26 protein-coding genes are annotated in these 24,383 nt (G+C 38.0%); 15 read left to right on the top strand and 11 right to left on the bottom strand.

Annotated elements, in window-relative coordinates; translation table 11 throughout:
* Positions 1 to 111: 111 nt before the first annotated feature.
* From dapF to AABB81_RS00200, 5 genes are all read left to right on the top strand, one after another.
* Positions 112 to 894 (top strand): diaminopimelate epimerase, encoded by a 783-nt coding sequence (gene dapF / locus AABB81_RS00220; RefSeq protein WP_342157810.1) that lies wholly within the window; start codon positions 112 to 114, stop codon positions 892 to 894.
* Complete coding sequence (locus tag AABB81_RS00215; protein ID WP_342157809.1) at positions 891 to 1,427, top strand: GNAT family N-acetyltransferase; 537 nt, start codon at positions 891 to 893, stop codon at positions 1,425 to 1,427. Before dapF ends, AABB81_RS00215 begins: the two co-directional genes overlap by 4 nt.
* Complete coding sequence (gene mltG / locus AABB81_RS00210; protein ID WP_342157808.1) at positions 1,424 to 2,452, top strand: endolytic transglycosylase MltG; 1,029 nt, start codon at positions 1,424 to 1,426, stop codon at positions 2,450 to 2,452. Before AABB81_RS00215 ends, mltG begins: the two co-directional genes overlap by 4 nt.
* Positions 2,422 to 3,378 carry a DUF2279 domain-containing protein gene (locus tag AABB81_RS00205; RefSeq protein WP_342157807.1) on the top strand — a complete coding sequence of 319 codons (957 nt, stop codon included), beginning with the start codon at positions 2,422 to 2,424 and terminating at the stop codon, positions 3,376 to 3,378. The genes mltG and AABB81_RS00205 overlap by 31 nt, the downstream gene beginning before the upstream one ends.
* Positions 3,379 to 3,491: 113 nt before the next feature.
* Complete coding sequence (locus AABB81_RS00200) at positions 3,492 to 4,121, top strand: peptidoglycan-binding protein LysM (protein WP_342157806.1); 630 nt, start codon at positions 3,492 to 3,494, stop codon at positions 4,119 to 4,121.
* On the opposite strand, the gene AABB81_RS00195 is transcribed toward AABB81_RS00200, so the two are convergent.
* Genes AABB81_RS00195 through dnaA form a run of 3 tightly spaced genes read right to left on the bottom strand, consistent with a single transcriptional unit; the run spans position 4,118 to position 6,727 of the window.
* Positions 4,118 to 4,834, bottom strand: a complete 717-nt coding sequence (locus AABB81_RS00195) for an SAM-dependent methyltransferase (protein WP_342157805.1) — start codon at positions 4,832 to 4,834, stop codon at positions 4,118 to 4,120. The two genes, AABB81_RS00200 and AABB81_RS00195, sit on opposite strands and share 4 nt — an antisense overlap.
* Positions 4,824 to 5,285 carry a low molecular weight protein-tyrosine-phosphatase gene (locus AABB81_RS00190; RefSeq protein ID WP_342157804.1) on the bottom strand — a complete coding sequence of 154 codons (462 nt, stop codon included), beginning with the start codon at positions 5,283 to 5,285 and terminating at the stop codon, positions 4,824 to 4,826. The genes AABB81_RS00195 and AABB81_RS00190 overlap by 11 nt, the downstream gene beginning before the upstream one ends.
* Positions 5,286 to 5,299: 14 nt before the next feature.
* Complete coding sequence (gene dnaA, locus AABB81_RS00185) at positions 5,300 to 6,727, bottom strand: chromosomal replication initiator protein DnaA (protein WP_342157802.1); 1,428 nt, start codon at positions 6,725 to 6,727, stop codon at positions 5,300 to 5,302.
* A gap of 166 nt (positions 6,728 to 6,893) precedes the next feature.
* Here dnaA and AABB81_RS00180 point away from each other — a divergent pair, with 166 nt between their 5' ends.
* Positions 6,894 to 7,301: an acyl-CoA thioesterase gene (locus tag AABB81_RS00180; RefSeq protein ID WP_342157800.1), complete on the top strand. Its 408-nt coding sequence runs from the start codon at positions 6,894 to 6,896 to the stop codon at positions 7,299 to 7,301.
* Here the strand turns inward: AABB81_RS00180 and AABB81_RS00175 are convergent.
* Both AABB81_RS00175 and ribD read right to left on the bottom strand, forming a co-directional pair.
* A complete protein-coding gene (locus tag AABB81_RS00175; RefSeq protein ID WP_342157799.1) occupies positions 7,294 to 7,911 on the bottom strand; it encodes an IMPACT family protein in 618 nt (205 codons plus the stop codon). The two genes, AABB81_RS00180 and AABB81_RS00175, sit on opposite strands and share 8 nt — an antisense overlap.
* Positions 7,911 to 8,957, bottom strand: coding sequence for a bifunctional diaminohydroxyphosphoribosylaminopyrimidine deaminase/5-amino-6-(5-phosphoribosylamino)uracil reductase RibD (gene ribD, locus AABB81_RS00170; protein WP_342157797.1), 1,047 nt, complete (start codon positions 8,955 to 8,957; stop codon positions 7,911 to 7,913). The genes AABB81_RS00175 and ribD overlap by 1 nt, the downstream gene beginning before the upstream one ends.
* Positions 8,958 to 9,093: 136 nt before the next feature.
* On the opposite strand from ribD, the gene prmC reads away from it, so the two are divergent.
* The 7 genes from prmC (at position 9,094) to AABB81_RS00135 (ending at position 15,676) form a co-directional block, all read left to right on the top strand.
* Entirely contained in the window at positions 9,094 to 9,942 is an 849-nt protein-coding gene (gene prmC / locus AABB81_RS00165; protein ID WP_342157796.1) for a peptide chain release factor N(5)-glutamine methyltransferase, read from the top strand.
* A gap of 13 nt (positions 9,943 to 9,955) precedes the next feature.
* Complete coding sequence (gene trmD, locus AABB81_RS00160) at positions 9,956 to 10,648, top strand: tRNA (guanosine(37)-N1)-methyltransferase TrmD (protein WP_342157795.1); 693 nt, start codon at positions 9,956 to 9,958, stop codon at positions 10,646 to 10,648.
* Positions 10,638 to 11,384, top strand: a complete 747-nt coding sequence (locus tag AABB81_RS00155; RefSeq protein WP_342157793.1) for a phosphatase PAP2 family protein — start codon at positions 10,638 to 10,640, stop codon at positions 11,382 to 11,384. The genes trmD and AABB81_RS00155 overlap by 11 nt, the downstream gene beginning before the upstream one ends.
* A gap of 148 nt (positions 11,385 to 11,532) precedes the next feature.
* Entirely contained in the window at positions 11,533 to 11,883 is a 351-nt protein-coding gene (rplS, locus tag AABB81_RS00150; RefSeq protein WP_342157791.1) for a 50S ribosomal protein L19, read from the top strand.
* 1,122 nt (positions 11,884 to 13,005) lie between these two features.
* Positions 13,006 to 14,232: an NADP-dependent isocitrate dehydrogenase gene (locus AABB81_RS00145; RefSeq protein ID WP_342157790.1), complete on the top strand. Its 1,227-nt coding sequence runs from the start codon at positions 13,006 to 13,008 to the stop codon at positions 14,230 to 14,232.
* A 113-nt stretch (positions 14,233 to 14,345) separates the two neighbouring features.
* Entirely contained in the window at positions 14,346 to 14,612 is a 267-nt protein-coding gene (locus AABB81_RS00140) for a DUF6095 family protein (protein ID WP_342157788.1), read from the top strand.
* Complete coding sequence (locus AABB81_RS00135) at positions 14,609 to 15,676, top strand: ATP-grasp domain-containing protein (protein ID WP_342157787.1); 1,068 nt, start codon at positions 14,609 to 14,611, stop codon at positions 15,674 to 15,676. Before AABB81_RS00140 ends, AABB81_RS00135 begins: the two co-directional genes overlap by 4 nt.
* A gap of 8 nt (positions 15,677 to 15,684) precedes the next feature.
* Here the strand turns inward: AABB81_RS00135 and AABB81_RS00130 are convergent, their stop codons facing one another.
* From AABB81_RS00130 to AABB81_RS00115, 4 genes are all read right to left on the bottom strand, one after another.
* Positions 15,685 to 16,182: a DinB family protein gene (locus AABB81_RS00130; RefSeq protein ID WP_342157786.1), complete on the bottom strand. Its 498-nt coding sequence runs from the start codon at positions 16,180 to 16,182 to the stop codon at positions 15,685 to 15,687.
* Between the two features lie 41 nt (positions 16,183 to 16,223).
* Entirely contained in the window at positions 16,224 to 16,838 is a 615-nt protein-coding gene (locus tag AABB81_RS00125; protein ID WP_342157785.1) for a LysE family translocator, read from the bottom strand.
* 72 nt (positions 16,839 to 16,910) lie between these two features.
* Positions 16,911 to 18,368 carry an oligosaccharide flippase family protein gene (locus tag AABB81_RS00120; protein WP_342157784.1) on the bottom strand — a complete coding sequence of 486 codons (1,458 nt, stop codon included), beginning with the start codon at positions 18,366 to 18,368 and terminating at the stop codon, positions 16,911 to 16,913.
* Entirely contained in the window at positions 18,352 to 19,716 is a 1,365-nt protein-coding gene (locus AABB81_RS00115; RefSeq protein WP_342157782.1) for an MATE family efflux transporter, read from the bottom strand. Before AABB81_RS00115 ends, AABB81_RS00120 begins: the two co-directional genes overlap by 17 nt.
* A gap of 148 nt (positions 19,717 to 19,864) precedes the next feature.
* On the opposite strand from AABB81_RS00115, the gene AABB81_RS00110 reads away from it, so the two are divergent.
* Together AABB81_RS00110 and AABB81_RS00105 are read left to right on the top strand one after the other, a co-directional pair.
* Entirely contained in the window at positions 19,865 to 20,914 is a 1,050-nt protein-coding gene (locus AABB81_RS00110) for a hypothetical protein (RefSeq protein ID WP_342157781.1), read from the top strand.
* A 54-nt stretch (positions 20,915 to 20,968) separates the two neighbouring features.
* The gene (locus tag AABB81_RS00105; RefSeq protein WP_342157780.1) at positions 20,969 to 21,772 is read left to right on the top strand and encodes a mechanosensitive ion channel family protein; all 804 of its coding nucleotides are present in this window, start codon (positions 20,969 to 20,971) and stop codon (positions 21,770 to 21,772) included.
* Between the two features lie 43 nt (positions 21,773 to 21,815).
* Here AABB81_RS00105 and lhgO read toward each other — a convergent pair whose 3' ends face one another.
* Together lhgO and AABB81_RS00095 are read right to left on the bottom strand one after the other, a co-directional pair.
* Positions 21,816 to 23,021: an L-2-hydroxyglutarate oxidase gene (gene lhgO / locus AABB81_RS00100; RefSeq protein WP_342157779.1), complete on the bottom strand. Its 1,206-nt coding sequence runs from the start codon at positions 23,019 to 23,021 to the stop codon at positions 21,816 to 21,818.
* Positions 23,021 to 24,325 (bottom strand): MFS transporter, encoded by a 1,305-nt coding sequence (locus tag AABB81_RS00095; RefSeq protein ID WP_342157777.1) that lies wholly within the window; start codon positions 24,323 to 24,325, stop codon positions 23,021 to 23,023. Before AABB81_RS00095 ends, lhgO begins: the two co-directional genes overlap by 1 nt.
* Positions 24,326 to 24,383 lie beyond the last annotated feature (58 nt).

Genomic DNA, 24,383 nt, shown 5'->3' with positions numbered 1-24,383 from the left:
TGCATATTTTTTTCTGTTAACCCAAATTTAAAGATAAAAAAATCAAGTAGCGACTACTTTAACTATTCTTTAACAGCAACAATTTGCTGCAATAATTCCTACATTTGCAAAATGAAAATAGACTTTTTCAAATATCAGGGGGCCGGAAATGATTTCGTGATCGTTGACAACAGACAGCAAATATTCCCAAAAGATGATTTCGATCTGATTGAACGATTATGCGATCGGAAATTTGGAATTGGGGCCGATGGTTTTATGCTCCTCGAAAATGCAAAAGATTGCGATTTTAAAATGGAGTATTTCAATGCCGATGGCCGACCCGGATCGATGTGCGGTAATGGAGGCCGATGTATCGTGGCCTTTGCAAAAACGCTGAACCTTTTTGAGGCCTCGACCAGTTTTGTTGCATTAGGAAAAAAATACCAGGCGACCATAACAGGTGAGCTCGTACATCTAAAAATGATGGATGTTGATCACATTGAAATGCATAAAGATCATGTTTTCCTCGATACGGGATCCCCGCATCATGTAACGTTCATTGAAAATCTTTCAGAATTTAATGTAGTTGAACATGGACGTCAAATCAGATATGGGTCACCCTATTTCGAAAAAGGAACAAATGTGAATTTTGTTGAAAAATTAAATGAGAACACCTTTAGTGTCAGGACATACGAGCGCGGTGTAGAAGACGAAACGCTGAGCTGTGGCACGGGTGTTACTGCAGTTGCCCTGGCGAGTTTTCATCTGGAAAAAACCAAAGAAAAAAAAGTTCATATTAAAACTCGGGGAGGGAACCTTAAAATTGAATTCGAAGAAGGGCAAAAAGGATATAAGAACATCATTCTTTCAGGTCCGGCTACCTTTGTGTTTAATGGAACAATTGATATAGGATGATGGGACTTCTTGAAAATGATGTGATTAGTTTACGGGCCTTGGAACCGGATGACCTTGACCTGCTTTTCTCTGTTGAGAATAATACGCGTTTCTGGGAGGTCAGCAATACACTTGCTCCTTATTCAAGAGATCTTTTGGTCAAATACCTTAAAAACGCTGATCAGGATATTTATGAAGCAAAACAACTGCGGCTTGTCATCACCAGGAAATCGGATGCCAGTATCCTGGGCCTGGTTGATCTTTTTGATTTTAATCCTCAGCACAACAGGGCGGGTATCGGGATTCTTATCTTAAAAAAGTACCAGCAAAAGGGCTACGCAACAAATGCCTTGGAGGTATTTGTAAAGTATGCTTTTGAACATTTGGATATTCATCAGTTATACGCGAATATTCCCGTAAAAAATACAGGTAGCCTTAACTTGTTCAATAAATGTGGTTTTGAACAAATTGGTATCCAGAAAGAATGGATCAAAGCCAATGGAAAATTCCAGGACGTATGCCTATTGCAATTAATTAATCCTAAACATCTATGAAAAAGAAGCTTGGTATTGCCGTTGCCGTTATTTTCCTTATTGCTGGAATTGCTGGATATTCGTTTTACAGCAGGATCTACAAACCCAATGTAACTGAATCAGTAAGCATTCTAATTCCTACCGGAACAGATTTTGAAGGCTTGATCAAGATTATTGAACCTTATGTGGACAACATCAACAGTTTTATTTGGGTGGCCGAAAAGAAAAACTACCCCAATAAGATAAGAGCAGGTAAATTCAGGATTGATCAAGGTATGAATAACGATTCGCTGGTCAATCATTTGCGAGGTGGTAAACAAGAAACGGTGACACTTACTTTTAACAACCAGGATAGCTTTGAAAAACTTGCAGGAAGAGTGGCTGCTCAAATTGAAGCTGACTCAATAGCTTTATTAACAAGCTTTTATGATAAAGACTTTATGGCAAAAAATGGTTTTGACGAGAAAACAGCCATTGCCATGTACATTCCTAATTCGTATGACTTTTACTGGAATACAAATGCCGAACAGTTTCGAGATAAAATGCTGCTGGAATACAAACGCTTTTGGAACGAATCAAGGGTGAGCAAGGCAAAACAGCAAAATCTAAATCCAATACAGGTCGCGACCCTGGCCTCGATTGTACAAAAAGAAACTGCGGTTACGCAGGAAAGAAAAACGGTTGCCGGGCTCTACCTCAATCGTTTACATGATTTCTGGCCACTTCAAGCTGACCCAACGATCATTTTTGCCCTTAAACAAAAGTATGGACAAGATAAAGAATACAAGCGGGTACTCAACAAAGATCTCAATATAGATTCTCCATACAATACCTATTTGAATTTTGGTTTACCGCCCGGCCCCATAGGGATGCCTGACATTTCTTCCATAGAGGCAGTATTAAATCCTGAGCAGCATCAGTATTATTATATGTGTGCCAGTGTTGAGAAAATTGGTTATCACAAATTTGCAAAGACCCTGAGTCAGCATAATATAAACGCGGCAGCCTATCAGAAATGGGTCAGTCAACAAGGCATCAACCGGTGATCAGTTTTACAAAATCATATTTTTATTTTATTTTTTGCTTCTTTCTCGTTTATACGGGTGCAGATTACCTGTTTGCCCAAAACAACAGCTCTTTTTTTCAACGTTCTGATACATTGAACAAAAACAGAAGAACTGCGGTATATATTACTGAAGCTGCTTTAGGAACTGCCGCGCTTATTGGCCTCAATGAGGCCTGGTATGCCCAATATGAAAGGTCAGGTTTTCATTCATTAAATGACAATTCACAATGGATGCAAATGGATAAATTTGGTCATGCTTTTAGCTCTTATTACATTGGAAAGATGGGTATGGATGCCCTTGCCTGGGCAGGTGAGACTAAAAAAAATCAATTGATCTATGGTGCCACATTAGGTTTTGTCTTTCTTAGCACTATTGAAGTGCTCGATGGTTTTTCTGAAGAATGGGGTTTCTCAACCGGAGATGTGATGGCCAATGCATTTGGAACAGGTTTGTTGATTGGGCAAGAGTTATTATGGGACGAACAAAGGATTCAAATGAAATTCTCATTTCAGCATACCGCATATGCTGACAATAACCCTGACAAACTGGGTAGTACGCGTTTACAACAGTTATTAAAGGATTATAATGGTCAGACCTATTGGTTCTCGGTGAATCTATGGTCGTTTTTTAAAGAAAGTAAAATCCCCAAATGGCTGAATGTTGCCGTGGGTTACGGTGCCAACGGGCTTCCGGAAGAAAGTTTTGACTATAGTACTATTCCTGCTCAACCCATTGAATCATACAGGCAAATTTTCGCAAGTATTGATGTCGACCTAACAAAAATCAAAACGAACTCGGGCTTCCTGAAAACGGTTTTCAATGTATTTAATTTTGTTAAAATACCGGCCCCGGGTATTGAATACAGAACCAACGGCGACTTTAAATTTCATTTTTTATATTTTTGAAAAACTTCTGTTTAAAAGGGTTCATTGGCCATTTGGTGGCATTTATTTAAAATATCTTATCTTTGTAGTCGAAAATGTAATTTTTAGGCACTCCCTAACTAAAAAATACAATTATGAAAAAGAAACTGCTATTCATCGCGTTATGCGCGATAGTGCTTACGGCGTTCAATCAAGACAAGCATCTTTTTTTTAGCGGCAAGAAAAAAGTCCGTTACAATTTACCAAAAGCCAATGCTATAGTTACAGTGAAGAAAAGCATTGAGCCTTTTGAAATAATGTATACGCCAACCGTCGACAACATGTACATCGGATTCAAGGAAGCGCTCGCTTTTAAAGAATCAAGAGGTAATTACCGAAAGGTAAACAGTCTCGGTTATCTCGGTAAATATCAATTTGGTGAATCCACCTTGAACCGTATCAGGATATATGACACTCAATCCTTTTTAAATGATCCTAAATTGCAGGAAGATGCATTCTATGCATTGTGTTCACTTAATAAATGGATTTTGATCAGAGACATTAAAAGAAGTGTTGGTAAAAAGATCAACGGGGTTGAGATTACCGAATCCGGTATCCTCGCAGCCGCCCATCTGGCTGGCGCTGGAAATGTAAAAAAGTATTTAAGGAGTAACGGTGAATTAAACGCCTACGATGCCTTTGGTACAGATGTGCATCAGTATATGAAAAAATTTGCCGGATACGATACTTCTTTCATTAAACCGGTAAAAAACGCCAGTATTTAATATTTATGGAAAATAAAAATACAGGGCCTTTTATGCAGGTCTATATTTTCTGTTTTCCATTCTTTTGCGGTTAAGGTTTTTATATATTCTGTATTCAGGGTAAGATCTGCAGCAATACAGAGATAGGTCGAAGGCGTAAGCGAATTCTTCAATTCAGTAAATAACTTTTGATTGCGATAAGGTGTTTCAATGAATATTTGTGTCTGATTGTTTTGCTTGGACCATTTTTCAAGTTCTTTGATCTTTTTTTTGCGCTCGGTAGATTCAATGGGCAGATATCCGTTAAAGGCAAAATTCTGACCATTAAGCCCTGAGCCCATCATGGCTAGAATAATTGAAGAAGGTCCAACCAACGGAACCACCTGAACATTTTTGAGATGTGCCATCATCACAATGTTAGCTCCGGGATCGGCAATAGCCGGAACACCTGCTTCTGATAACAATCCAACATTGACTCCTTTAAAACAAGGGTCAATAAATGATTTAGATTCAAACTCACTCGTGTATTTGTCAAGCACAAAAAGCCTTAAAGCAGGTTGAGATTTTCTTGGGGCTATCTTTTTGATAAACCTCCTGGCCGATTTTTCATTCTCCACAATGAAAAAATTCAATTCCTCAACTGCTTTCTTAACAGAAATTGGCAGCACTTCCAAAGGTTCATTAAGACCCAGGGTTGTAGGAATCAAAAACAGTTTACCAAATTTAGTCTTCATCACTTAACTTTTTTGCTATCCGTTCACAAGCCTCATCGAGCATTTCAAATACTCTTTCAAATCCTCCTTCACCTCCGTAATATGGATCCGGAACCTCCAGGTCTGACTCTTGCCCTAATTCATCAAGGATCATTTTAACCTTTTTGATATGGTGTTCTGTTGTAGCCATAGAAAGAACATCAGACAAATTTGACCTGTCCATCACATAAATCCAATCAAAATTCTCAAAATCTTTAGGGCTAAACTTTCTGCATCGCTGATCAGTGATGTCGATTCGGTTGTCTCTTGCAATATCAACCGATCTGGGGTCTGGTAATTCACCTATATGCCAACCTCCTGTTCCGGCTGAATCAACAAACACTGAAGTTGCATTCACCTTTGATTTGAGTATGCCCTCAGCTAATGGCGACCTGCAAATATTTCCCAGACATACCATCAAAACCTTAACCATAAAATTTCAATAATTTAGAATGTGAGCTTCTTTGTCAATTCATCAACGTATTTGCGGAATTGCTTATCTGTTTCGGTTAGATTATCAACAGTTTTACAAGCATGAAGAACAGTAGCATGATCACGGCTCCCTATCTGCGAGCCAATACTCGCCAAGGAGGCCTTGGTCATTCTTTTAGCAAAGTACATAGCCAGTTGTCTGGCCTGGACAATATGTCTTTTCCTTGTCTTGGATTGAAGGGTGGTAACGTCCATTTCAAAATATTTGGAAACTACTTTTTGAATATAGTCTATCGAAACCTCTTTCTTGGTATTCTTGACAAACTTGTCAACTATTTGCTTGGTAAGTGAAAGTGTAAATTCCTTTCTGTTAAATGAAGCCTGGGCTATCAGTGAAATCAGGACGCCCTCAAGTTCCCTGACATTTGTTTTAATATTTTTTGCGATATACTCAACGATTTCTTCCGGTATCTCCACGCCATCTCTAAACATTTTGCTTTGAAGTATACTCACCCTGGTTTCGAAATCAGGAGCGACCAATTCAGCGGAAAGACCCCATTTAAACCTTGACAGTAAACGTTGTTCAATATCCTGCATATCAACAGGAGCCTTGTCTGAAGTAAGAATTACCTGTTTTCCGTTTTGATGCAAATGATTGAATATATGGAAGAAAACATCCTGTGTTCCTGATTTTCCGGAAAGAAACTGGACGTCATCAACAATCAAGACGTCGATCATTTGGTAAAAATGAATAAAATCATTTCTTGTATTCGCTTTGACAGAATCAATAAACTGTTGCGTGAATTTTTCCGCCGATATATAAAGAACCGTTTTTTCAGGATACCTCTCCTTGATCCTAACCCCAATGGCCTGACCCAAATGCGTTTTCCCCAGACCTACTCCTCCGTAGATCAGTAAAGGGTTAAAGGAAGTCCCGCCTGGTTTGTTTGAAACAGCCATACTGGCTGATCTTGCCAAACGATTTGAATCTCCTTCAATAAAATTTTCAAAATTATAATTTGGATTCAGCTGTGACTCAATTTTTACTTTTTGAATTCCAGGGATCACAAACGGATTCTTTAATTCTCTTTTATCGATTTCCAGTGGAATGGTAACTCCTTGGGAATTAAATGGTTTTTTATTGGAACTTGGGAATTTAACTGTGTGAGGTTTCTTGTTGCTATAGGTATTCTCCATCCTTACATCATACACTAATTTTGCATGATCTCCAAGTTCCCTGATCAGGGCTACCCTTAACAACTTGATATAATGCTCTTCCAACCATTCAAAAAAGAACTTGCTCGGCACCTGTATGGTTAAAACATCACCCGCTATTTTAATCGGTTTTATAGGTTCAAACCAAGTTTTATAGGCTTGTGGTTTGATATTATCCTTTATAAAAAGCAGACAATTATTCCATACAGAGGAGGCTGTTCTCGTCATTTAATTAAAATATTTTGAATTAAGTATAGTTCCCTTTTTTTTTGGCAAAATCGGTCTATCTTTTGCCACTACAAATTTGTGAATAAAGTTTATTAAAAAAAAATAAAATTGCTATTGATTCTTATTTTTTTTTTGATTAAACTGTTCCACTGCAAAATACAACAAAATGATCAGAAACCAAATAAAAATACGTGTTAGATATGGAGAAACAGACCAAATGGGTTATGTTTATTACGGAAACTACGCCCAGTTTTTTGAGGTGGGAAGGGTCGAATGGCTAAGGGCCTTAGGGGTCAGTTACAAAAGTCTTGAAGAATCGGGAATTATGCTTCCTGTTATTCAACTGAACATCAATTACATGAAACCTGCCAAATACGATGACCTTTTAACTATTACCACAATCTTGACCAAAAAACCTTTGGTTAAAATTGAATTCGAATTTGAAGTCCACAATGAAAATAACGATTTACTCACAACAGGTTTTACGAGTTTGGTGTTCATGGACATGAAAAAAAACAAACCCATCAAAGCTCCGCAATACTTACTTGATCAAATTTACGCACGATTCAATTGACCTTTTTGACTTCAACAATTCGGAGTTCATGAAACAGGCTTATAATTTGCTCCAACTTACTCTTTCTCACCGAGACTTTAAAAAAGCAGTCCAGCTCAAGTCTTTGATCAACAATCGAAAGACCCTTCTCCTTTATGATTCTCATAACCTTGTCCATATTGGCATAGTCAACCCTGAGGGTCAACTCCTCGAGAATCATTTTTTCAATCAAAGATGCGTTCTCTAAAGCAAGCCTTGCCGCCGATTTGTAAGCGGTAACAAGACCTCCTACTCCCAATTTTGTCCCACCAAAATAACGAACTACAATGACCAATACATCAGTCAGGCCGAAAGATTGTATTTGCCCGAATATGGGCTTCCCGGCACTGTTATTAGGTTCTCCGTCATCATTATACCTAAACGCAGGGCTTTGAACTCCCGTTTTCCAGGCATAACACCAATGTCTTGCTTTTGGATGTGCTTTCTTTTGCAACTGTAAAATGTCATCTACCTGTTCCGCGCTTGTTACAGGAAATGCGTAAGCTAAAAATTTACTTCCCTTTTCCTTATACACTGCTTCTTCAGTGGGTTTTCGAAGTGTAAGATATAGGTCAGTGTCGCTTTCATCCATTACAATATACGCTTATAAATTTGGAGCAAATTGTCATCAATAAGTTCTTCTTTTACCAATGACCCTTCTGCAACAGGTGCCTTTATCCCTTTATTGAAAACCTGTTTACCTTTAATAACCCTGGCTTCGTCCCAAAATCCTGATTGTATAAATGAATTAAGTGTAAGTAAACCTCCTTCGACGATCAAAGACTGAACCTCTATTTCATACAAATGATCCATTATCTGACCAATGAGCTCCTTTTGAAAATCGAGTTTAACATAAACTAACTCACTTTGTTGCTCATTTTTTATGGCATTGTATATCATTGTTTTTGAAGTCTGATCAAAGAAATTCATGGCCTCGGGTATCTTGAGATGACGATCAATGGTAATTCTTAGGATTGGGTTTCCTTCAAAATCTCTAAGGTTCAATCGGGGGTCATCCTGAAGTACTGTGTTTTTGCCTACGAGTATAGAAGCTTCTTCAGCCCTCCACTGATGAACACGTTGTAATGAATACGCATTTGAAATCCAGTAGGGGGTTCCTTTTTCAGTCAATTCAGATTCGGGGAAAATATATCCATCCTTGCTCTGTGCCCATTTAAGGATGACATAGGGCCTTTTTTTTTCGTGAAAAGTAAAAAAGCGTTTGTTCAATTCCCTACTTTGCTTTTCCATGACAGAGCTTATCACTTCCACCCCGTTTTCACGAAGTCTTTTCACGCCTTTACCTCCTACTTTTTCGTTACTGTCGACCGATCCGATCACAACTTTTTTTATCCCGTTTGTGACGATCAGGTCAGCACAGGGGGGCGTTCTGCCATAATGGGAACAGGGTTCAAGATTTACGTATAGTGTTGCTTCAGCGAGCAGCTCCTTCTTCTTTACAGAATCAATGGCGCGTACTTCAGCATGTGGGCCTCCAGCTCTTTGATGCCAGCCTTCTCCTATAATGAGCCCTTTATGAACAAGGACACTTCCCACCATAGGATTTGGATATACAGATCCCAGCCCATTCTTTGCCAGCTCAAGGCATCGTGTCATAAATTGATCATGTTCGTTCATAGAAGCTTTTCGTACTGCGAAATTAAAAAGATTAAATCTCATTTAACCTACTTTCTTTCTTTTTATGGTAAAAACAAAGACCAGTAATTTCATAATTAAGCAGTATATTTCAACAATTATTTAAAAAGGTCCCAAAATGACCATAAAGTTAATTCAGGAAAAATTTCTCAATGACTTAAAGGATATCTACCCAAGGGAAGAAATCAACAGCTTTTTTTACATGCTCTGCAAGTCTTGTCTTAACAAAAACAGGCTTGACTTAGCCCTCGATCCGAACCTGGAATTATCAGCTGAGAATAGTGCTGTTTTTTTAGAGGCCCTAAAGTCCCTCAAAAAGGAATATCCCATTCAATATATCATCGGTCATTCTGAATTTATGGAACTTCTGTTAGAGGTAAATGAGCAGGTTTTGATTCCCAGGCCGGAAACAGAAGAACTGATCTCCTGGATCATCGAATCGCAACCCGAAGACAGTCCCGTTTCTGTTTTGGATATAGGAACAGGGAGTGGATGTATCGCAGTTGTTTTGGCCAAACAATTGTCTAAGTCAAAAATAGATGCGATGGACGTTTCTGAAAAGGCGCTTAAAGTTGCCAAAAGAAACGCAGCACGCCATAATGTTGATATAGATTTTTTTAGGAGGGATATCCTGGACGGCAAGGGCTTGTCTAAAACCTATGATATCATCGTTTCAAATCCGCCATATGTTAGGGAAAGTGAAAAACATCACATGCACGCTAATGTGCTTAAATACGAGCCTGATCTCGCCCTGTTCGTATCAGACAATGATCCCTTACTGTTTTACAGGCACATTGCAAAACTCGCACTGAATGGCCTAGCCCCCAAAGGATTGTTGTATTTCGAAATCAACCAATACCTTGCAAAAGATCTTCAAGGCCTGTTAGAAATGCTGGGCTATGAAAATATTGAATTAAAAAAAGATATTTACGGAGCCGACCGCATGATCAGAGCTGTTAAAATTTAAATATATTTGCCCCATGCGAATAGATATAGTTACCGTATCACCAGAACTGATTAAAAGCCCCTTTGAACATTCGATTTTAAAACGGGCACAGGAAAAAGGGATGGTGGAAGTACATTTTCACGACCTGAGGCAATATGCCATAAATAAATACGGCAAAATTGATGATTATCAATTTGGCGGAGGTGCCGGAATGGTCCTCATGATTGAGCCCATAGACAAATGCCTTAGCAAATTGATGAGTGAGAGAACATATGATGAGGTTATTTATATGACTCCGGATGCCAAAACTTTAAACCAAAGAATGGCCAACATGCTGTCAAACAAGAAGAACCTTCTAATACTAACAGGTCATTACAAAGGAGTGGATCAACGGATCAGGGATAAATTCGTAACCATGGAAATCTCTATCGGAGATTATGTGCTTTCGGGCGGAGAAATTGCTGCAGCCGTAGTTTGCGATGCGGTTATCAGGTTGATCCCGGGCGTCTTGGGTGACGAAACTTCGGCTTTGACCGATTCTTTTCAGGATAATCTATTGGCCCCTCCTGTGTATACGAGACCTGCTGAATACGACGGAATGAAAGTACCTGAAGTCTTGCTTTCAGGAAATTTTCCCAAGATTGAGCAATGGAGACACGAGCAGGCCCTCCTGAGAACAAAATTGATACGCCCCGACTTATTGAGTCGAGACAACGATGAAGCTTAAACATGTTTATATCTCGTTAATCGTTTGTTTTCAGCTTCATGTAAACGGACAAACAGACAGTACATCGATCACAACGGCCACTTACCAGAAACCTTTTTTAAAACAAAGTATCGTTCCCCTCTCCCTGATCGGTGCCGGTTTGATCATTAATTATTCAGACGGAGCCATTGGAAAAGAAAATCTCCAGGAAGAGATTATTCGGGCCTTTCCTGATTTTAACAGTAATCTCGACGATTTTTTGCTATTTGTTCCCACACTTACCATGTACACGGCTGACCTGCTTAAAGTTGAAAGCCGGCACGATGCTTTTAGCCAAACCAAAATTCTGTTTATATCGGCTATAGCCACCAACGCTATAACCTTTGGACTAAAACATATTACGAATGAAACCCGGCCCAACGGAGAAAACGACCTCAGCTTTCCATCGGGTCATACATCAAATGCATTTATGACAGCTACTGTACTTTTTCATGAGTTCAAAGAAACAAAGCCTGTATTGGCGTATAGCGGGTTCGTTTTTGCGTCGGCCACCGGTGTCTTGCGCGTCATGAACAATGCTCATTGGGTCTCTGATGTATTGGTTGGTGCAGCTATTGGTATTCTGGTAACTGATCTTGTTTACAGGTTTGAACCCTTACAGGGTTGGAATCCATTTAAAAACGACAAGATCAGTACCATCATAAGCCCATCTTATAATGAAAAAACCTTAGGCTTTTATGCTAACATACAGTTTTGAAGCATTTTATACCATTTCTAAATCTTTAAAATTATTTTTAATGCTAACTTTATTAATCAAAACTTTTTTATAAATTTGCAGACTCAAAATCAACCTCTGACGAAAATCGTGCATGTTGGTGATTGATCAACCATTTTAAAATATCATAATGGAAAATTTAGTAGATTTTGTACAAAGTGAATTTGTAGCGAAAAATGAGATTCCTGATTTTGCAGCCGGTGACACTATTACCGTTTACTTTGAAATTAAAGAAGGTGTTAAAACAAGAACCCAGTTCTTTAAGGGTGTGGTTATCCAAAGAAGAGGTAGCGGAAGTTCAGAGACCTTTACCATCAGAAAAATGTCAGGAACTATTGGTGTGGAAAGAATTTTTCCAATCAATTTGCCTGCTATTCAGAAGATAGAGGTAAATAAAAAAGGAAAGGTAAGAAGAGCTAGAATATACTATTTTAGGAACCTTACAGGTAAAAAAGCACAAATCAAAGAGAAGAGATTTTAATTTTAGCTTTTATAGACTTAAGGCCCCTGTTGTCAATTGACAACAGGGGCTTTTTTTATGAACAAAAGTTAATAAAAGTGGTTGATTTATTGTTAAAAACAAAAGCCGGTATTTTTTGATTCATATGAATTTGCTCCCTATTTTTGATTCAGAAACATAGGGAGGTTTCTTGGTTAAATGATTTTGATTGATGCAAATCATTGGAACAATTTAAATAAGAAAATGAACTTTGTTTTGCTGAAGTGAAAACTTTGGCGCGGTCACTGGTCCTAAACCAAGATCAATGTATTTAGCATAAATATTTAGATTTTAAAGGTTAGTGATTGCAAATTAAATGTTTTGAATCTTTGTACTAGCGAAGTCAGGACTTTGTTTTGGCGGATGTAGGATAAAGGCTCAGAAGATTTAAAGAAATTAAGCTTGGGTTTTACTGATGGAGCATGAAAATGTGACAGAAAGTTATCGAATTTAAGCTAAATGTTTCGGCAAATACCCATGATAAAGAAACCTTCTTTGTGATGGGTTTTGTTTTTATATCAATTTCTTCAAAACAGATTCCAGCCAAAACATTTGCAAAAGTGCCAATATGGTCCCTGAATAAACATTTTTCCAGTTATGCACAATTGTTAATAACTCTTGTTAATAAACTGTTGGCTTTTTTCTCATTGATTTATAACCACTTGTAACACTGTTCATTTAAATTTGTTTCTGTCAATGAAACTGGTGGAACAATCCCCGATTACCAAGTTATGAAAGCTGTTTCACCGGATAAGTTGACTTTAGATTAATTTCTAAAACTGTTTGTTTGATGAAAAACACTAAAGTGTTTAGCGCAAATCATCTTTAGTTATGCAAAAAAACAGTGTTATATAGGGTTATTAATGATATACTAACATTAAGTCCCCCCTATTTAAATCAAGACAATGTTTAAATACTATTAAATGTTGTTAACCAAGCCAGAAAGCCATAATGAAGTTTCACTTTGTTATGGCTTTTAATTTTACAAAAAACTGGACTTTATGGCTTAAAATAAATGGAAATATTAAAAGTGAAATTTTTGTTTTTCAACGGCTTAAACTTTGCTATGGTTTAGTATATTTGCAGCAATTAAATTAATATAAAATGACTAAAATAAAAGTAACTAATCCTATCGTTGAATTGGACGGGGATGAGATGACAAGAATTATTTGGAAATTCATTAAAGACCAATTGATCTTGCCATACCTTGACCTTGATATCAAGTACTATGATTTAGGCGTTGAATACAGAGATGAAACCGATGATCAGGTCACAATTGATGCTGCCGAAGCCATCAAAAAATACAATGTAGGTATTAAATGTGCAACCATTACTCCTGATGAATCGCGTGTAGAAGAATTTGGCCTTAAAAAGATGTGGCGTTCTCCAAATGGAACGATTAGGAACATAGTGGGTGGTACGATCTTTAGAGAGCCTATCATCATGAAAAATGTACCGAGATATGTTCAGGGCTGGACCAAACCCATCTGTATTGGAAGACACGCTTTTGGCGATCAGTACAAAGCTACTGATTTTGTAACAAAAGGAAAGGGGAAATTAACCTTGACCTTTACTCCTGAAGACGGGTCGGAACCTCGATCGTTTGAAGTTTACAACTTCCAAGAAAACGGTGTTGCAATGGCCATGTACAATATAGACTCTTCTATCTACGGGTTTGCCCGCTCGAGTTTTAACCAGGCACTTAATAAAGGCTGGAACCTTTATTTCAGTTCAAAAAATACCATCCTGAAAGCTTATGACGGAAGGTTTAAAGATATTTTCGAAGAAGTATACCTTAATGAATTCAAAGACAAGTTTGAAACAGCCGGAATCATTTATGAGCACAGATTAATAGATGATATGGTCGCATCTGCAATGAAATGGAACGGAGGATTTGTATGGGCTTGTAAGAATTATGATGGTGACGTTCAATCAGATACCGTTGCACAAGGGTTTGGATCGTTGGGTCTTATGACTTCCGTTTTAGTGACTCCTGACGGAAAAACTGTTGAAGCCGAAGCCGCTCACGGTACGGTAACCAGACATTACAGACAGCATCAGCTTGGGAAAGAAACCTCTACGAACCCACTGGCCTCCATATTTGCCTGGACAAGAGGTTTGGAGCACAGAGGTAAACTGGATGGCAATAAAGAGTTGATCGATTTCTGCCACACCCTCGAAAAAGTTTGTATCGATACAGTGGAAGGTGGTAAAATGACCAAGGATCTTGCCTTGTTGATCCACAAAGAAAATATGACCTCCGACAATTATTTAAATACTCAGGAATTTTTAAATGAATTGAAAGAGAATTTAGACCGCCAATTGTCTTAGTAAATTTCTACTTATATACAAAAGGCTTCAATAATAGATATTGAAGCCTTTTTATTTGGATAAAAGAAATATCACATCTATATTTATCTTCGTCCTTTTAATCCATGCATACCATGAAACATGAACAGGAAACAGTAAGCAACAAAAAGGTTTTTGAGAATAATGAGACCAAAAAAATATTTCAAAAAGGTTTGAAATACCTTTCGCTGGCATTGCCGCTCCTGTTTGCCGCTCCTGTAATAGTGACAATAGGGTTTAAAGCCTTGAATAAAGGGGGAGGCTATCTTATTTTAATTTTAGGTTGTATGCTTATCTTATTTACGATTGCTTTGGTTACTCAGGCTTTTAGGCTTATTCTAAAATCACTTTTTAATAAATGAGAAGAAACCCTGTCTTTGTAAAACTGACTGAGTGGGAGCATTGGCCTGCCTTCATGTTTTATCTACCTCTTTTGCCCTTCTTCTTTATACGGTCTCTAAAAGCAGGACACCCCTTTTACTACACCATTGCAAACCCTGCTATACTGTTCTCAGGAAACGGAACCGAATCAAAATTTAAAACACTTCACCTGCTTCCTGAATCACTTAGACCCATAAGTTTACTGGTTACAAAAAAAGATTCTGTATTGTCGATACGGGAGAAATTAGAAGGCCTTGGGTTGGGTTTTCCACTCATTGCAAAACCAAATATTGGCTTCAGGGGTTACCTTGTAAAAAAAATTGATTCACAGGAAGCGCTTGAAAAATACCTTCAGCATGTTGATGAAGAAGTCATCATCCAGGAATTCATTCCTTATGAAAATGAATTAGGGATATTTTATCACAGAATACCGGGTCAGGAAAAAGGGAAGATTACTTCTGTTACCATCAAAAAATTTATCAAAGTGAAAGGAGATGGACAACTTACCTTGTCTGCTTTAATCCAAAAAGACAATCGCGCCTATTTATATACAGATATATTTAGTCTATTACACCAGGATAGACTCGATAAAGTCCTTAAAAAAGATGAAGAACTTACCCTTTCCCTGATTGGAAATCATTCCAAAGGAACTCAATTTATCAATGGTAATCATTTAATCAATGAAGAATTGGAAGCCTTTATTGATAACGTTTGTCAAAAGATGACAGGTTGGTATTACGGAAGGTTGGATATTAAATATGAAAATTACAAAAAGTTGCTCCATGGAGAAGAATTTAAAATTCTTGAGATCAATGGCATCATCTCTGAACCAACCCATATCTACGACGCTTCTCACAAAAATGCATCCTATTTCAAAGCCTTAAAGTCTATTAATGATCATTGGAGCATCCTGGGGAAAATTGCTGTAAAGAACCACAAGGAAAAAAATATCTCATACCCTTCTGTTAAAGACTATGTAAAAAACATGCTCTGGCTCAGATCGTATAATCAAAAACTAAAAAAACTAAATGCTCAGCAGTATTAAGCCGGCACTTATTTATTGATGAAGTCGGTTCGGGGCGTAGTCGGGTTATAGCCAAAATCTGAATCCGGAAGGTTTATTCCCAGTTGAGAAATAATATATCCAATACTGGCAAAGTGATGAATCGCATGACTGTGTGCCTGAATCAGAGCAGCTGCAAACGTATAATTCGCCGTAACCATACCCAATCCAAGATCATCTTTCACTTTAACAACCTTATCCAGGTCGGCAGGGTTCACATTATTAAGTTGCGTAATGATTTGCTCAAAATAATCCAAACCAACAGAAACCTTGGTTTCTGCCAATTCATTTCTTTGACGAGAAGAAAGATCTATTTGTCCTTCCTCAATTCCCTGAAAAATACAACTAAACACATCAAGAATATGACGCATATGAACACCTATACTCGAGTAGTATGGAGCCGTAGAATTATTGGAATATTCCTGATCACTAATTGAATTTAACAAATTGATTCCTCTGTTGAGGTTTTGGGTAATCGCTGGAATCATTAACAGAATTTTAATTGTTTGACGCTAATTTAACAAAATAATTACTTCAATAATTTAAATAAAGTCAAAATTGCTAAAACTAAAAAAAGTGCACTCAATATATAATTGATATTTCTGGCTATGAATTGAGCTCGTTTTTGTATGACCCGGGCAAATTGAACATAGACAAAGAACAGGGTAAAGGCCCCCAGAAATACGCCGCTGACAAATAAATTGATAAAGGGCTGTTCAGTGTTCAGCAAACCCTTGTTTTCAAGTACGGAAGACAAAACAAGATAAAACGGAATAGCCAGCATATTCATAACCGACATCAGCATGCCAGTCCAGAAACTTTTTCCTTTTCTCTTTGCTCCTTCTCCCTTAAACTTTTTTCTTGCCTGGATAAAGAAAACGACCGAGAGCAAAAACAAAACAAAGATACCTCCAAGTTTCAAGCGTTCGACTATATGAGGATTCTCTCCAAAGAACCGGGCAAAAACAAGTGCAATAAAAGCCTGGGGGATCACCACAAGTGCCGCACCAAGTGCAAACCAGATACCTTCATTCCGGTTTTTCTCAATGGCTGTTCTCACAGCTGTCATGTTTAACATTCCGGGAGGTGTTAAACTCAAAAAAGCCATTACAAAACCCAGCACAATATGTGAAAAATATGACATCGTCAGCCTTAGAAAAAAATTACTTTTAAAACACTCAAATTTCGTAAATGTTTTGATAACGGGAAAGTTTAATCAGCCTAAATATTTATCAAATACCTGATTCATTTCGGACGATAGCTTTAATTTGATCACCAGGTATATAAAAACCCCTGTAACAAGGCAACTTCTGATCAAAATATTCAAATAAGCGTTAAATGGCAGGGGAACAAAATAAAATACAAAAAACAATGCTCCTATAACTATAAGAAGTAACCCGGTTTTTGAACCAAAAGGCTGCATCTTCATTTTCATGTTCACATAGAAAATTCTTAAGAGAGAAAAAATCAATACTACTATTAGTGTCGCCAGAGCAGCGCCTTGAATACCCATATAATCTATCAGTATCCTGTTTAATATCACCACGCTAACAGCCATGCCTATGGCGTAGTAAAAAAGAATGCGATAATACCTGGAGTTCGTCAGTATTGCTCCGTTTGTACCCAAGGAAAGCTTGATCAATTCTGAAATGCTTATCACCAGCACTACATATATACCGACAGTGTACTCAGGCTTGTCAATAATCTTGTATAACTCCTGGATATTTGTATTGATTAACAAAAACAACAAGCCTCCTACAATCAATAAATTCAAGGAACTTTTCTTGTATAAACTTTTTACTTCCTCCAAGTTATTCCTGTTGAGCTCTCTTGCCGTAATGGGGTTAATGATCTGCTGCATCGCCCTCGACGGGATGCCGATTACCGATGCGATATATACCCCTACAGAATAATAAGCCACCTCTGCAATTTGCTTCATTTGAGGAATCATGAACTTATCGATTTCCAATAAGATCGTCCCGGCAGACCCTGCCATAATTATATACAGAGAAAACGACAGGATTTGCTTAATATTTTTAGGAAGCCCTGTCCATTTGATTTCTGGAAAATATATACGAAATGCATACAGTTTCATGATGATCATTCGAAGGAAATACACGATAACCACGGCATATACAAATTGTTCTCCATCGATCCAATCAAGAAAAACTGCCAGTAATAAAAATGAAATACATATTCTGGCAAAGACCTCCTTGATGAAATTACCAAAAACAGACCTCATCTGAACCCGGCTCCAGGCGTAAAATATTTCAAAATATCCCATAAAAATTGAAGTGAAGAAAATGGTATAGGTATATTTTTCAATAATTATATTCTCCCTCGCGAGGTACTCAGCAATCTGGTGATAAAACAAAACGCCAATTATTGAAAGTGGGATAATAATCAGCATGGGCAGCAACAAGGCTGTCAATAAAAATCCATCCTGCTCTTCTTTATGCTGATAAGCCGAAAAGAATTTAATGATGGTATGCTGCATCCCAAATACAAGAAGAGGCATAATCATATTGGCACTTGAAAGTAAAAAAGTAATCAACCCGAAATATTCCGCTTCTAAAAAATGGGTATATAAAAAAAGTACATTGATACCACCAATGGCAAATCCCAAAAAAAGAATCAGGGTGTTATTGAAAGACTGTTTAAATACGATTCCCATTTTGACCTTTTTCGATTAGCTTGTTCGTTAAATAATTAAACCTCAAATACAAAAGAACGGCTGAGATACTCAATCCGGCGAGTAAGCCAATCCAAATACCCTGTGAACCATAGCCCAATACCTTGCCTAAAATATAACAAATAGGGAAACCGACTATCCAATAGGCAACAAAAGTAATATAAGTAGGAATCTTTACATCCTGTAATCCTCTTAATGCTCCTAAAACCACAACCTGAAATCCATCAGACAACTGGAAAAGGCCGGCAATTAACAAGAGGGATGCAGCTGTATTCACAACGGCATCATTATCAATATATACCATGGGTAAAAAGTCTTTCAATGCTATAAAAGCTACTGCAAAAATACATTCTATGATAAAAACCTGAAGGAATATGGAAAGACTTACCCTTCTTAATTCAGAAAAATTCCTTAATCCTTTTTGATTACCCACCCTGATGGTGGCTGTAACGCCAAGACCAACTGCGATCATAAAAGTCATGGAAGATACATTCAGTGCAATCTGATTGGCAGCCTGATCAATTGTTCCCATGGTACCCGCCAACCATATGGCTGCTGTGAACACTCCTACTTCAAAGAGCATTTGCATCGCTGTAGGAAAGCCAAGATTGATGATTTTTCCGAATAGTTGTTTTTTGATTTCGTCCAGGTGCAACCATTTGAAATAGGGCTTGAATTTCTCGCGTGAATTGAGAATCCAAATCATAAAAATCATCATCACAAACCTTGAAATCAAAGTACCGTAGGCCGCCCCCACCAATTCAAGTCGAGGAAAAATCCAAAGGCCATAAATCAATACAAAATTTAGTATAACATTTACAATATTTGCCAAAAGGGTTGCATGCATTCCATACTTGGTTTTAGCCATTCCGTCAGTAAATTGTTTATAGGCCTGAAAAACCATAAGGGGAATCATTGAAAAAGCAACTATTTTCAGGTAAGGCATAGCCAATGCAACTACCTCGGGTGGCTGATCCATATAACGCATGATGGGGCTGGCTATAAGCAAAATTAAAAACATGGTTAAACCCAGGATGGCACAAAGAATTAAACTATGCTGAAATAACTTTCTTCCCTTATCCAAGTTTTTTTCACCATCCGCCTCGGCAATCAAAGGTGTAATCGCTAAGGAAAAACCTATACCTAGTGAAAAGACGATAAACACAAAACTATTACCTAAAGAAACAGCAGCCAAAGGGGCTGCGCCCAGTCTTCCCACCATGATATTATCAGCCAAACCGACCAGGACATGACCCAAATGACCTATCATCACCGGTATAGCCAGCTGAAAATTATAATGAAATTCGGAGGTATATTTTTTAAGATTCAAAAAAAAATATTAGTTGATTGTTTTGCAAATTTATAGTATTCTGTAACAGCGAACAGATCCTAAAGAAATATTTTCTATATGTAGTATTTTTAATCGTATTGTAAATTCTTATATTTGTGTGTCATTATTTACTAAGCCACTATTTTCCATGCATATTTTACCTAAATATTTTTTTCTAACCTTCTTTGTGTTATTGGCACATGCAGGCTCTGAAACATATGCCCAGGATGTCACGACTATTTCAGCCAACAATGACGATATAAGCGATAACCTTGACCTGGAAGCCGTAGCCTCGGTGTTTGGCGAATCTAAGGATCTAGAAGATTTTGAGAAAAGACTGAATGATCCGAGTACAAAAATTTCAAATCTCGATCTTAATAACGACGGAGAAGTAGATTATTTAAGGGTCATGGAGACAGCCGAAAAAAATGTTCATAGCATTTCAATCCAGGCCGTTATCGGCAAGGATCAATATCAGGAGGTCGCAGTCATAGACGTACAAAAAGATTCCAAGGGCACCACCCAGGTTCAGGTAGTGGGCAATGTCGATATGTATGGCCCAAATTATTATATTACACCTTATTATCCCGTAGTTCCTGTATTCTTTACGTTATTTTGGGTTGCAGCTTACAGACCTTGGTATTCTCCTTGGTATTGGGGATACAGACCACCCTACTTCATACCATGGCGACCTATTGCTCCTTACGCATATCGCAGAAATGTTCATGTTCATGTCAACATTAACAACACTTATAACCGGAACAATGTAAGAATCAATAACAACGTTAGACAAAGCAGCAGAAATAACGCTTATTTTCAAAATAACCCTGACAAGAGTTTTGACAGAAGAAATCCCGGAGTCAGCAACAGAAATGAATTGGCAAACAAGCGGAAAGCAAAACCTGCCGATAGAGGTGTTAATACCGACCGAGGATATAAATCTTCTGGCAGGCCGGTTCAAAAACCGGCTACTAAACCTGCTCAAAGGCCAAATGCAAAACCAAGCACAAAACCAAATGCAAGGCCGAGTACAAGACCTTCGACCAGGCCAAGCACCAAGCCATCTGCTTCGAGACCAAGAACGAGACCCTCAACCACCAGACCAAGTTCCAGACCCTCTTCTTCAGGATCAAGGGCAAGGCCTAGTTCCAGCAGAAGTTCAGCACCTCGTTCAAGTCCGATGAGAACAAGACATTAATATCAGTTTAAATCATTTTTAAATTTTAACCATCTATCAATAATGGAAATAAATATGAATAATTTATTGGAGCAACTAAGCAATTTAATCTTTACCTACGGGCCAAAACTTATAGGAGGAATTCTGGTTTGGATCGTCGGTAGTTTTGTTATAAAATTTATCCTGGGATCATTTTCAAAAATGCTCGATAAAAGAGAAACAGACGCTTCACTGAAGCCTTTTTTAAAGAGCTTGGTGGGAATGCTGTTAAAAATCATGCTTATCATCAGTGTTTTGGGCATGCTGGGCGTACAAATGACTTCCTTTATAGCAGTCCTGGGTGCTGCCGGTCTTGCGGTTGGTATGGCACTATCAGGTACTTTACAAAACTTTGCAGGAGGTGTGATTATCCTTTTGTTCAAACCTTATAAGGTTGGAGATTTTATTGATGCACAAGGTCACGCAGGAGTTGTAAAAGAAATACAGATTTTTAACACGATCCTTTTAACAGCGGATAACAAAACTGTTATCATTCCCAATGGCCCTCTTTCAACAGGCTCCATGGTAAATTATTCAACTGAACCTACAAGAAGGGTTGATTTTTCTTTTGGAATCGCTTATGGAGACAATGTGGATATAGCCCGTAAAATTCTTTTTAATTTATTTAAGGAAGACAAAAGAATTCTGACTGATCCAGCCTATTTTGTAGGTTTGTCTGAAATGGCTGACAGTTCTGTTAATCTCACTGCAAGGGTCTGGGTGAAAGCCGAAGATTATTGGGGTGTGTTTTTTGATATCAATGAAAAAACCTATAATACTTTTAATGCAGAGGGTATTAGTATTCCATTCCCACAAATGGACGTGCACATTCAAAAATAGAATATTGTATTTAAGAGAAACCCTTCAGGGGTGAATTCTATGTTCAACCCATCTCAGCCAGAATTTCATCTGCGATGGCCATGCATGCTGTGGCAGCAGGTGACGGAGCGTTAATTACATGGATAACACCCCGGGAGCGAATGATCTTAAAATCGTCAATCATCTGGCCTTCCCTTCCAACGGCCTGCGCCCTGACTCCTGAGCGAGTAGCAACCACATCATGCGCTGAAATCGAAGGCATCATGCGCTGCAATTCTTTTACAAATAACTTTTTAGAAAAAGCCCTTCTGTATTCTTCAATTCCCTTTGCCCAGTTTTTTGCAAAAAGCCTGATTGTACCTTTATAGCTAAGGGCTTGTAAACAATCTTTAAGATTAAAACTGGTTTTGGCATAACCTTCCCTTTTAAATGTAAAAACAGCATTCGGGCCACACTCGATCTTCCCTCCTATCATTGGCGTAAAATGAACTCCTAAAAAGGGATATTTTGGATCAGGAACCGGATAGATCAAATTATTTACCTTATGTTTTGCCTGTTCCTTAAATTCATAATAATCGCCTCTGAATCCTACAATCTGCATATCAAGCTTTACATCATCCAATTTAGCCAGTCTGTCTGAAAAAAGCCCCCCGCATGCAATTACCTTTTTCGCTAAGATCGTTTGTTTATCGGTACCAATTAGAACCTTTCCCCCAGTTCTTTTAAGGTCAATGACCTTTTCTGAGAGGAAGAGTTGATTATGATCATTTGTTCCTAGAACAAGCTCCGTGAATTTCCTCACAACTGCCACATAATCAATGATCCCCGCCGTAGGCACCCAAAGCGCTTTTACACCTTTGATATAGGGTTCCTTCTTCTCAATTTCTGACGCATCGATCATTTTTATTCCGGGAGTTTGGTTCACCACACCATTTTTGAAAATTTTCTCCAGCAAAGGTATTTCGTCTTTATCAGTGGCCACAATGATTTTTCCGCAGATACGGTGATCAATCGAATGTTCCTTAGAGAATTCAACCAGCTGTTCTCTTCCTATCCTGCAATTCTCGGCTTTTAGGGAACCGGGTTTATAATAAATTCCGGAATGGATTACTCCAGAATTCCTCCCGGTTTGATGGCTCCCGAGCTCTTTTTCCTTTTCTATAAGAGCAATGGATTTTTCAGGGAATTTCAAACTTAACTTATAGGCAGTTGCCGTTCCTACAATGCCTCCACCTATCACAACAAAATCAAAAGTTTTGGTAGAAGTCATCAACCTACGTATTTGGTTTTTTTCATAAAACTCAGTACCACAAAACTAGCGACAAAAAATACACAGAGCAGCAGGATAGACAATCTCATAGACTCTGTGATAGCCACAGCAAGTCCAAAAATAAAAGTTCCCCATACAATTGCCACTTTTTCTGTTACATCAAAAAAACTAAAATAAGTGGTCGGATCACTTGTGTCTTCAGGAAGCAATTTAGAATAAGTCGAGCGAGACAAGGTTTGAATGGCTCCAAGCACCAAACCTATAAATCCGCTTATCACATAAAATTTTATTTGAACATTAGGATCATCCTTCTCAAGAAAATAAGCACTTAGGCTCGCCAATGTCCAAATCACAATGGTAATTTTCAGGGTAGTGATATTTCCTATCTTTCTCGACAGGTTTGAAAACAAATATGCTCCCGCGATACCAACAAGTTGAATGACAATTATGGTCAAAATTAAACTGCTCGTTGAGAGTCCTATTTCTGACTTTCCATAAATAGTAGCCAGTAAAATGATTGACTGCACCCCAACGCTGTATAAAAAGAAAGAGGTTAAAAAATTGAGCAAAACAGGTTGATCCTTTAATTCCTCAACTACTTTCTTTAATTCCTGATAACCTTTAAAAAAATAATCAGTCTTTGGCTTCCGGGGTTGTATATGGTCCGGGAGTCTGTTAAAAGTTACCTGAGCAAAGCCCATCCACCAGACTCCTACTGTAAGAAATGATATCCGAGGTGCCATTCCGGGTTCAGAAATACCATACCACTCCGGTTTCATAACCATGGACAAATTAAATACCAAAAGAATTACCGATCCGATATATCCATAGATAAAACCCAGAGCACTTACATGATCCTGTTGATCACTATATGCCACTTCAGGCAAATACGCATTATAAAAAACCAAACTTCCCCAAAAACCAATACTCGCAAAAACAGAAAACAAGATTCCGATCCAAAGCGTATCAATACTATCAAAAAAATAAAGACACATCACGCTGATAGAACCAAAATAACAGAAGAACTGCATATATGATTTCTTATTACCCACATAATCGGCAATTCCTGATAGTATTGGCGAAATTAATGCCACAATAAGGAACGAAAAAGACAGCGCATAGGTGTATAAAGTAGTGTTGTTGAACTGCATCCCAAAAAAATATACCAAGCCGGTTTCGGTATGAGTTATAGTTTCATAGTAAATCGGGAAAACAGCTGTACTGATAACCAGGGAGTAGACTGAATTGGCCCAATCGTAAAAAGCCCAGCTATGGGTCAGTTTTTTATCTCCTTTCTGGAGCATAGGTTAGCCGTTTAGATATTAAGAAAGTGAATTTACAATTTTTTATCTTTTTAAGCTT

The sequence above is a fragment of the Lutimonas vermicola genome (genome assembly GCF_038433205.1).
Classification (GTDB): Bacteria; Bacteroidota; Bacteroidia; order Flavobacteriales; family Flavobacteriaceae; genus Lutimonas; species Lutimonas vermicola.
Note: the sequence above shows the minus strand (reverse complement) of the source record. Positions and strands in the feature narration are given on the sequence as shown.

Bases quoted from the DNA above. Each gene is read 5' to 3' on its own strand.
- AABB81_RS00145 (WP_342157790.1), top strand. From the start codon at position 13,006: ATGACTAAAATAAAAGTAACTAATCCTATCGTTGAATTGGACGGGGAT.
- AABB81_RS00130 (WP_342157786.1), bottom strand. From the start codon at position 16,182: ATGATTCCAGCGATTACCCAAAACCTCAACAGAGGAATCAATTTGTTA.
- trmD (WP_342157795.1), top strand. From the start codon at position 9,956: ATGCGAATAGATATAGTTACCGTATCACCAGAACTGATTAAAAGCCCC.
- AABB81_RS00135 (WP_342157787.1), top strand. From the start codon at position 14,609: ATGAGAAGAAACCCTGTCTTTGTAAAACTGACTGAGTGGGAGCATTGG.
- AABB81_RS00110 (WP_342157781.1), top strand. From the start codon at position 19,865: ATGCATATTTTACCTAAATATTTTTTTCTAACCTTCTTTGTGTTATTG.
- ribD (WP_342157797.1), bottom strand. From the start codon at position 8,957: ATGAACGAACATGATCAATTTATGACACGATGCCTTGAGCTGGCAAAG.
- mltG (WP_342157808.1), top strand. From the start codon at position 1,424: ATGAAAAAGAAGCTTGGTATTGCCGTTGCCGTTATTTTCCTTATTGCT.
- AABB81_RS00205 (WP_342157807.1), top strand. From the start codon at position 2,422: ATGGGTCAGTCAACAAGGCATCAACCGGTGATCAGTTTTACAAAATCA.
- AABB81_RS00155 (WP_342157793.1), top strand. From the start codon at position 10,638: ATGAAGCTTAAACATGTTTATATCTCGTTAATCGTTTGTTTTCAGCTT.
- AABB81_RS00175 (WP_342157799.1), bottom strand. From the start codon at position 7,911: ATGGATGAAAGCGACACTGACCTATATCTTACACTTCGAAAACCCACT.
- prmC (WP_342157796.1), top strand. From the start codon at position 9,094: ATGACCATAAAGTTAATTCAGGAAAAATTTCTCAATGACTTAAAGGAT.
- lhgO (WP_342157779.1), bottom strand. From the start codon at position 23,021: ATGACTTCTACCAAAACTTTTGATTTTGTTGTGATAGGTGGAGGCATT.
- dnaA (WP_342157802.1), bottom strand. From the start codon at position 6,727: ATGACGAGAACAGCCTCCTCTGTATGGAATAATTGTCTGCTTTTTATA.
- dapF (WP_342157810.1), top strand. From the start codon at position 112: ATGAAAATAGACTTTTTCAAATATCAGGGGGCCGGAAATGATTTCGTG.
- rplS (WP_342157791.1), top strand. From the start codon at position 11,533: ATGGAAAATTTAGTAGATTTTGTACAAAGTGAATTTGTAGCGAAAAAT.
- AABB81_RS00180 (WP_342157800.1), top strand. From the start codon at position 6,894: ATGATCAGAAACCAAATAAAAATACGTGTTAGATATGGAGAAACAGAC.
- AABB81_RS00140 (WP_342157788.1), top strand. From the start codon at position 14,346: ATGAAACATGAACAGGAAACAGTAAGCAACAAAAAGGTTTTTGAGAAT.
- AABB81_RS00215 (WP_342157809.1), top strand. From the start codon at position 891: ATGATGGGACTTCTTGAAAATGATGTGATTAGTTTACGGGCCTTGGAA.
- AABB81_RS00200 (WP_342157806.1), top strand. From the start codon at position 3,492: ATGAAAAAGAAACTGCTATTCATCGCGTTATGCGCGATAGTGCTTACG.
- AABB81_RS00095 (WP_342157777.1), bottom strand. From the start codon at position 24,325: ATGCTCCAGAAAGGAGATAAAAAACTGACCCATAGCTGGGCTTTTTAC.
- AABB81_RS00195 (WP_342157805.1), bottom strand. From the start codon at position 4,834: ATGAAGACTAAATTTGGTAAACTGTTTTTGATTCCTACAACCCTGGGT.
- AABB81_RS00120 (WP_342157784.1), bottom strand. From the start codon at position 18,368: ATGGGAATCGTATTTAAACAGTCTTTCAATAACACCCTGATTCTTTTT.
- AABB81_RS00125 (WP_342157785.1), bottom strand. From the start codon at position 16,838: ATGTCATATTTTTCACATATTGTGCTGGGTTTTGTAATGGCTTTTTTG.
- AABB81_RS00105 (WP_342157780.1), top strand. From the start codon at position 20,969: ATGAATAATTTATTGGAGCAACTAAGCAATTTAATCTTTACCTACGGG.
- AABB81_RS00190 (WP_342157804.1), bottom strand. From the start codon at position 5,285: ATGGTTAAGGTTTTGATGGTATGTCTGGGAAATATTTGCAGGTCGCCA.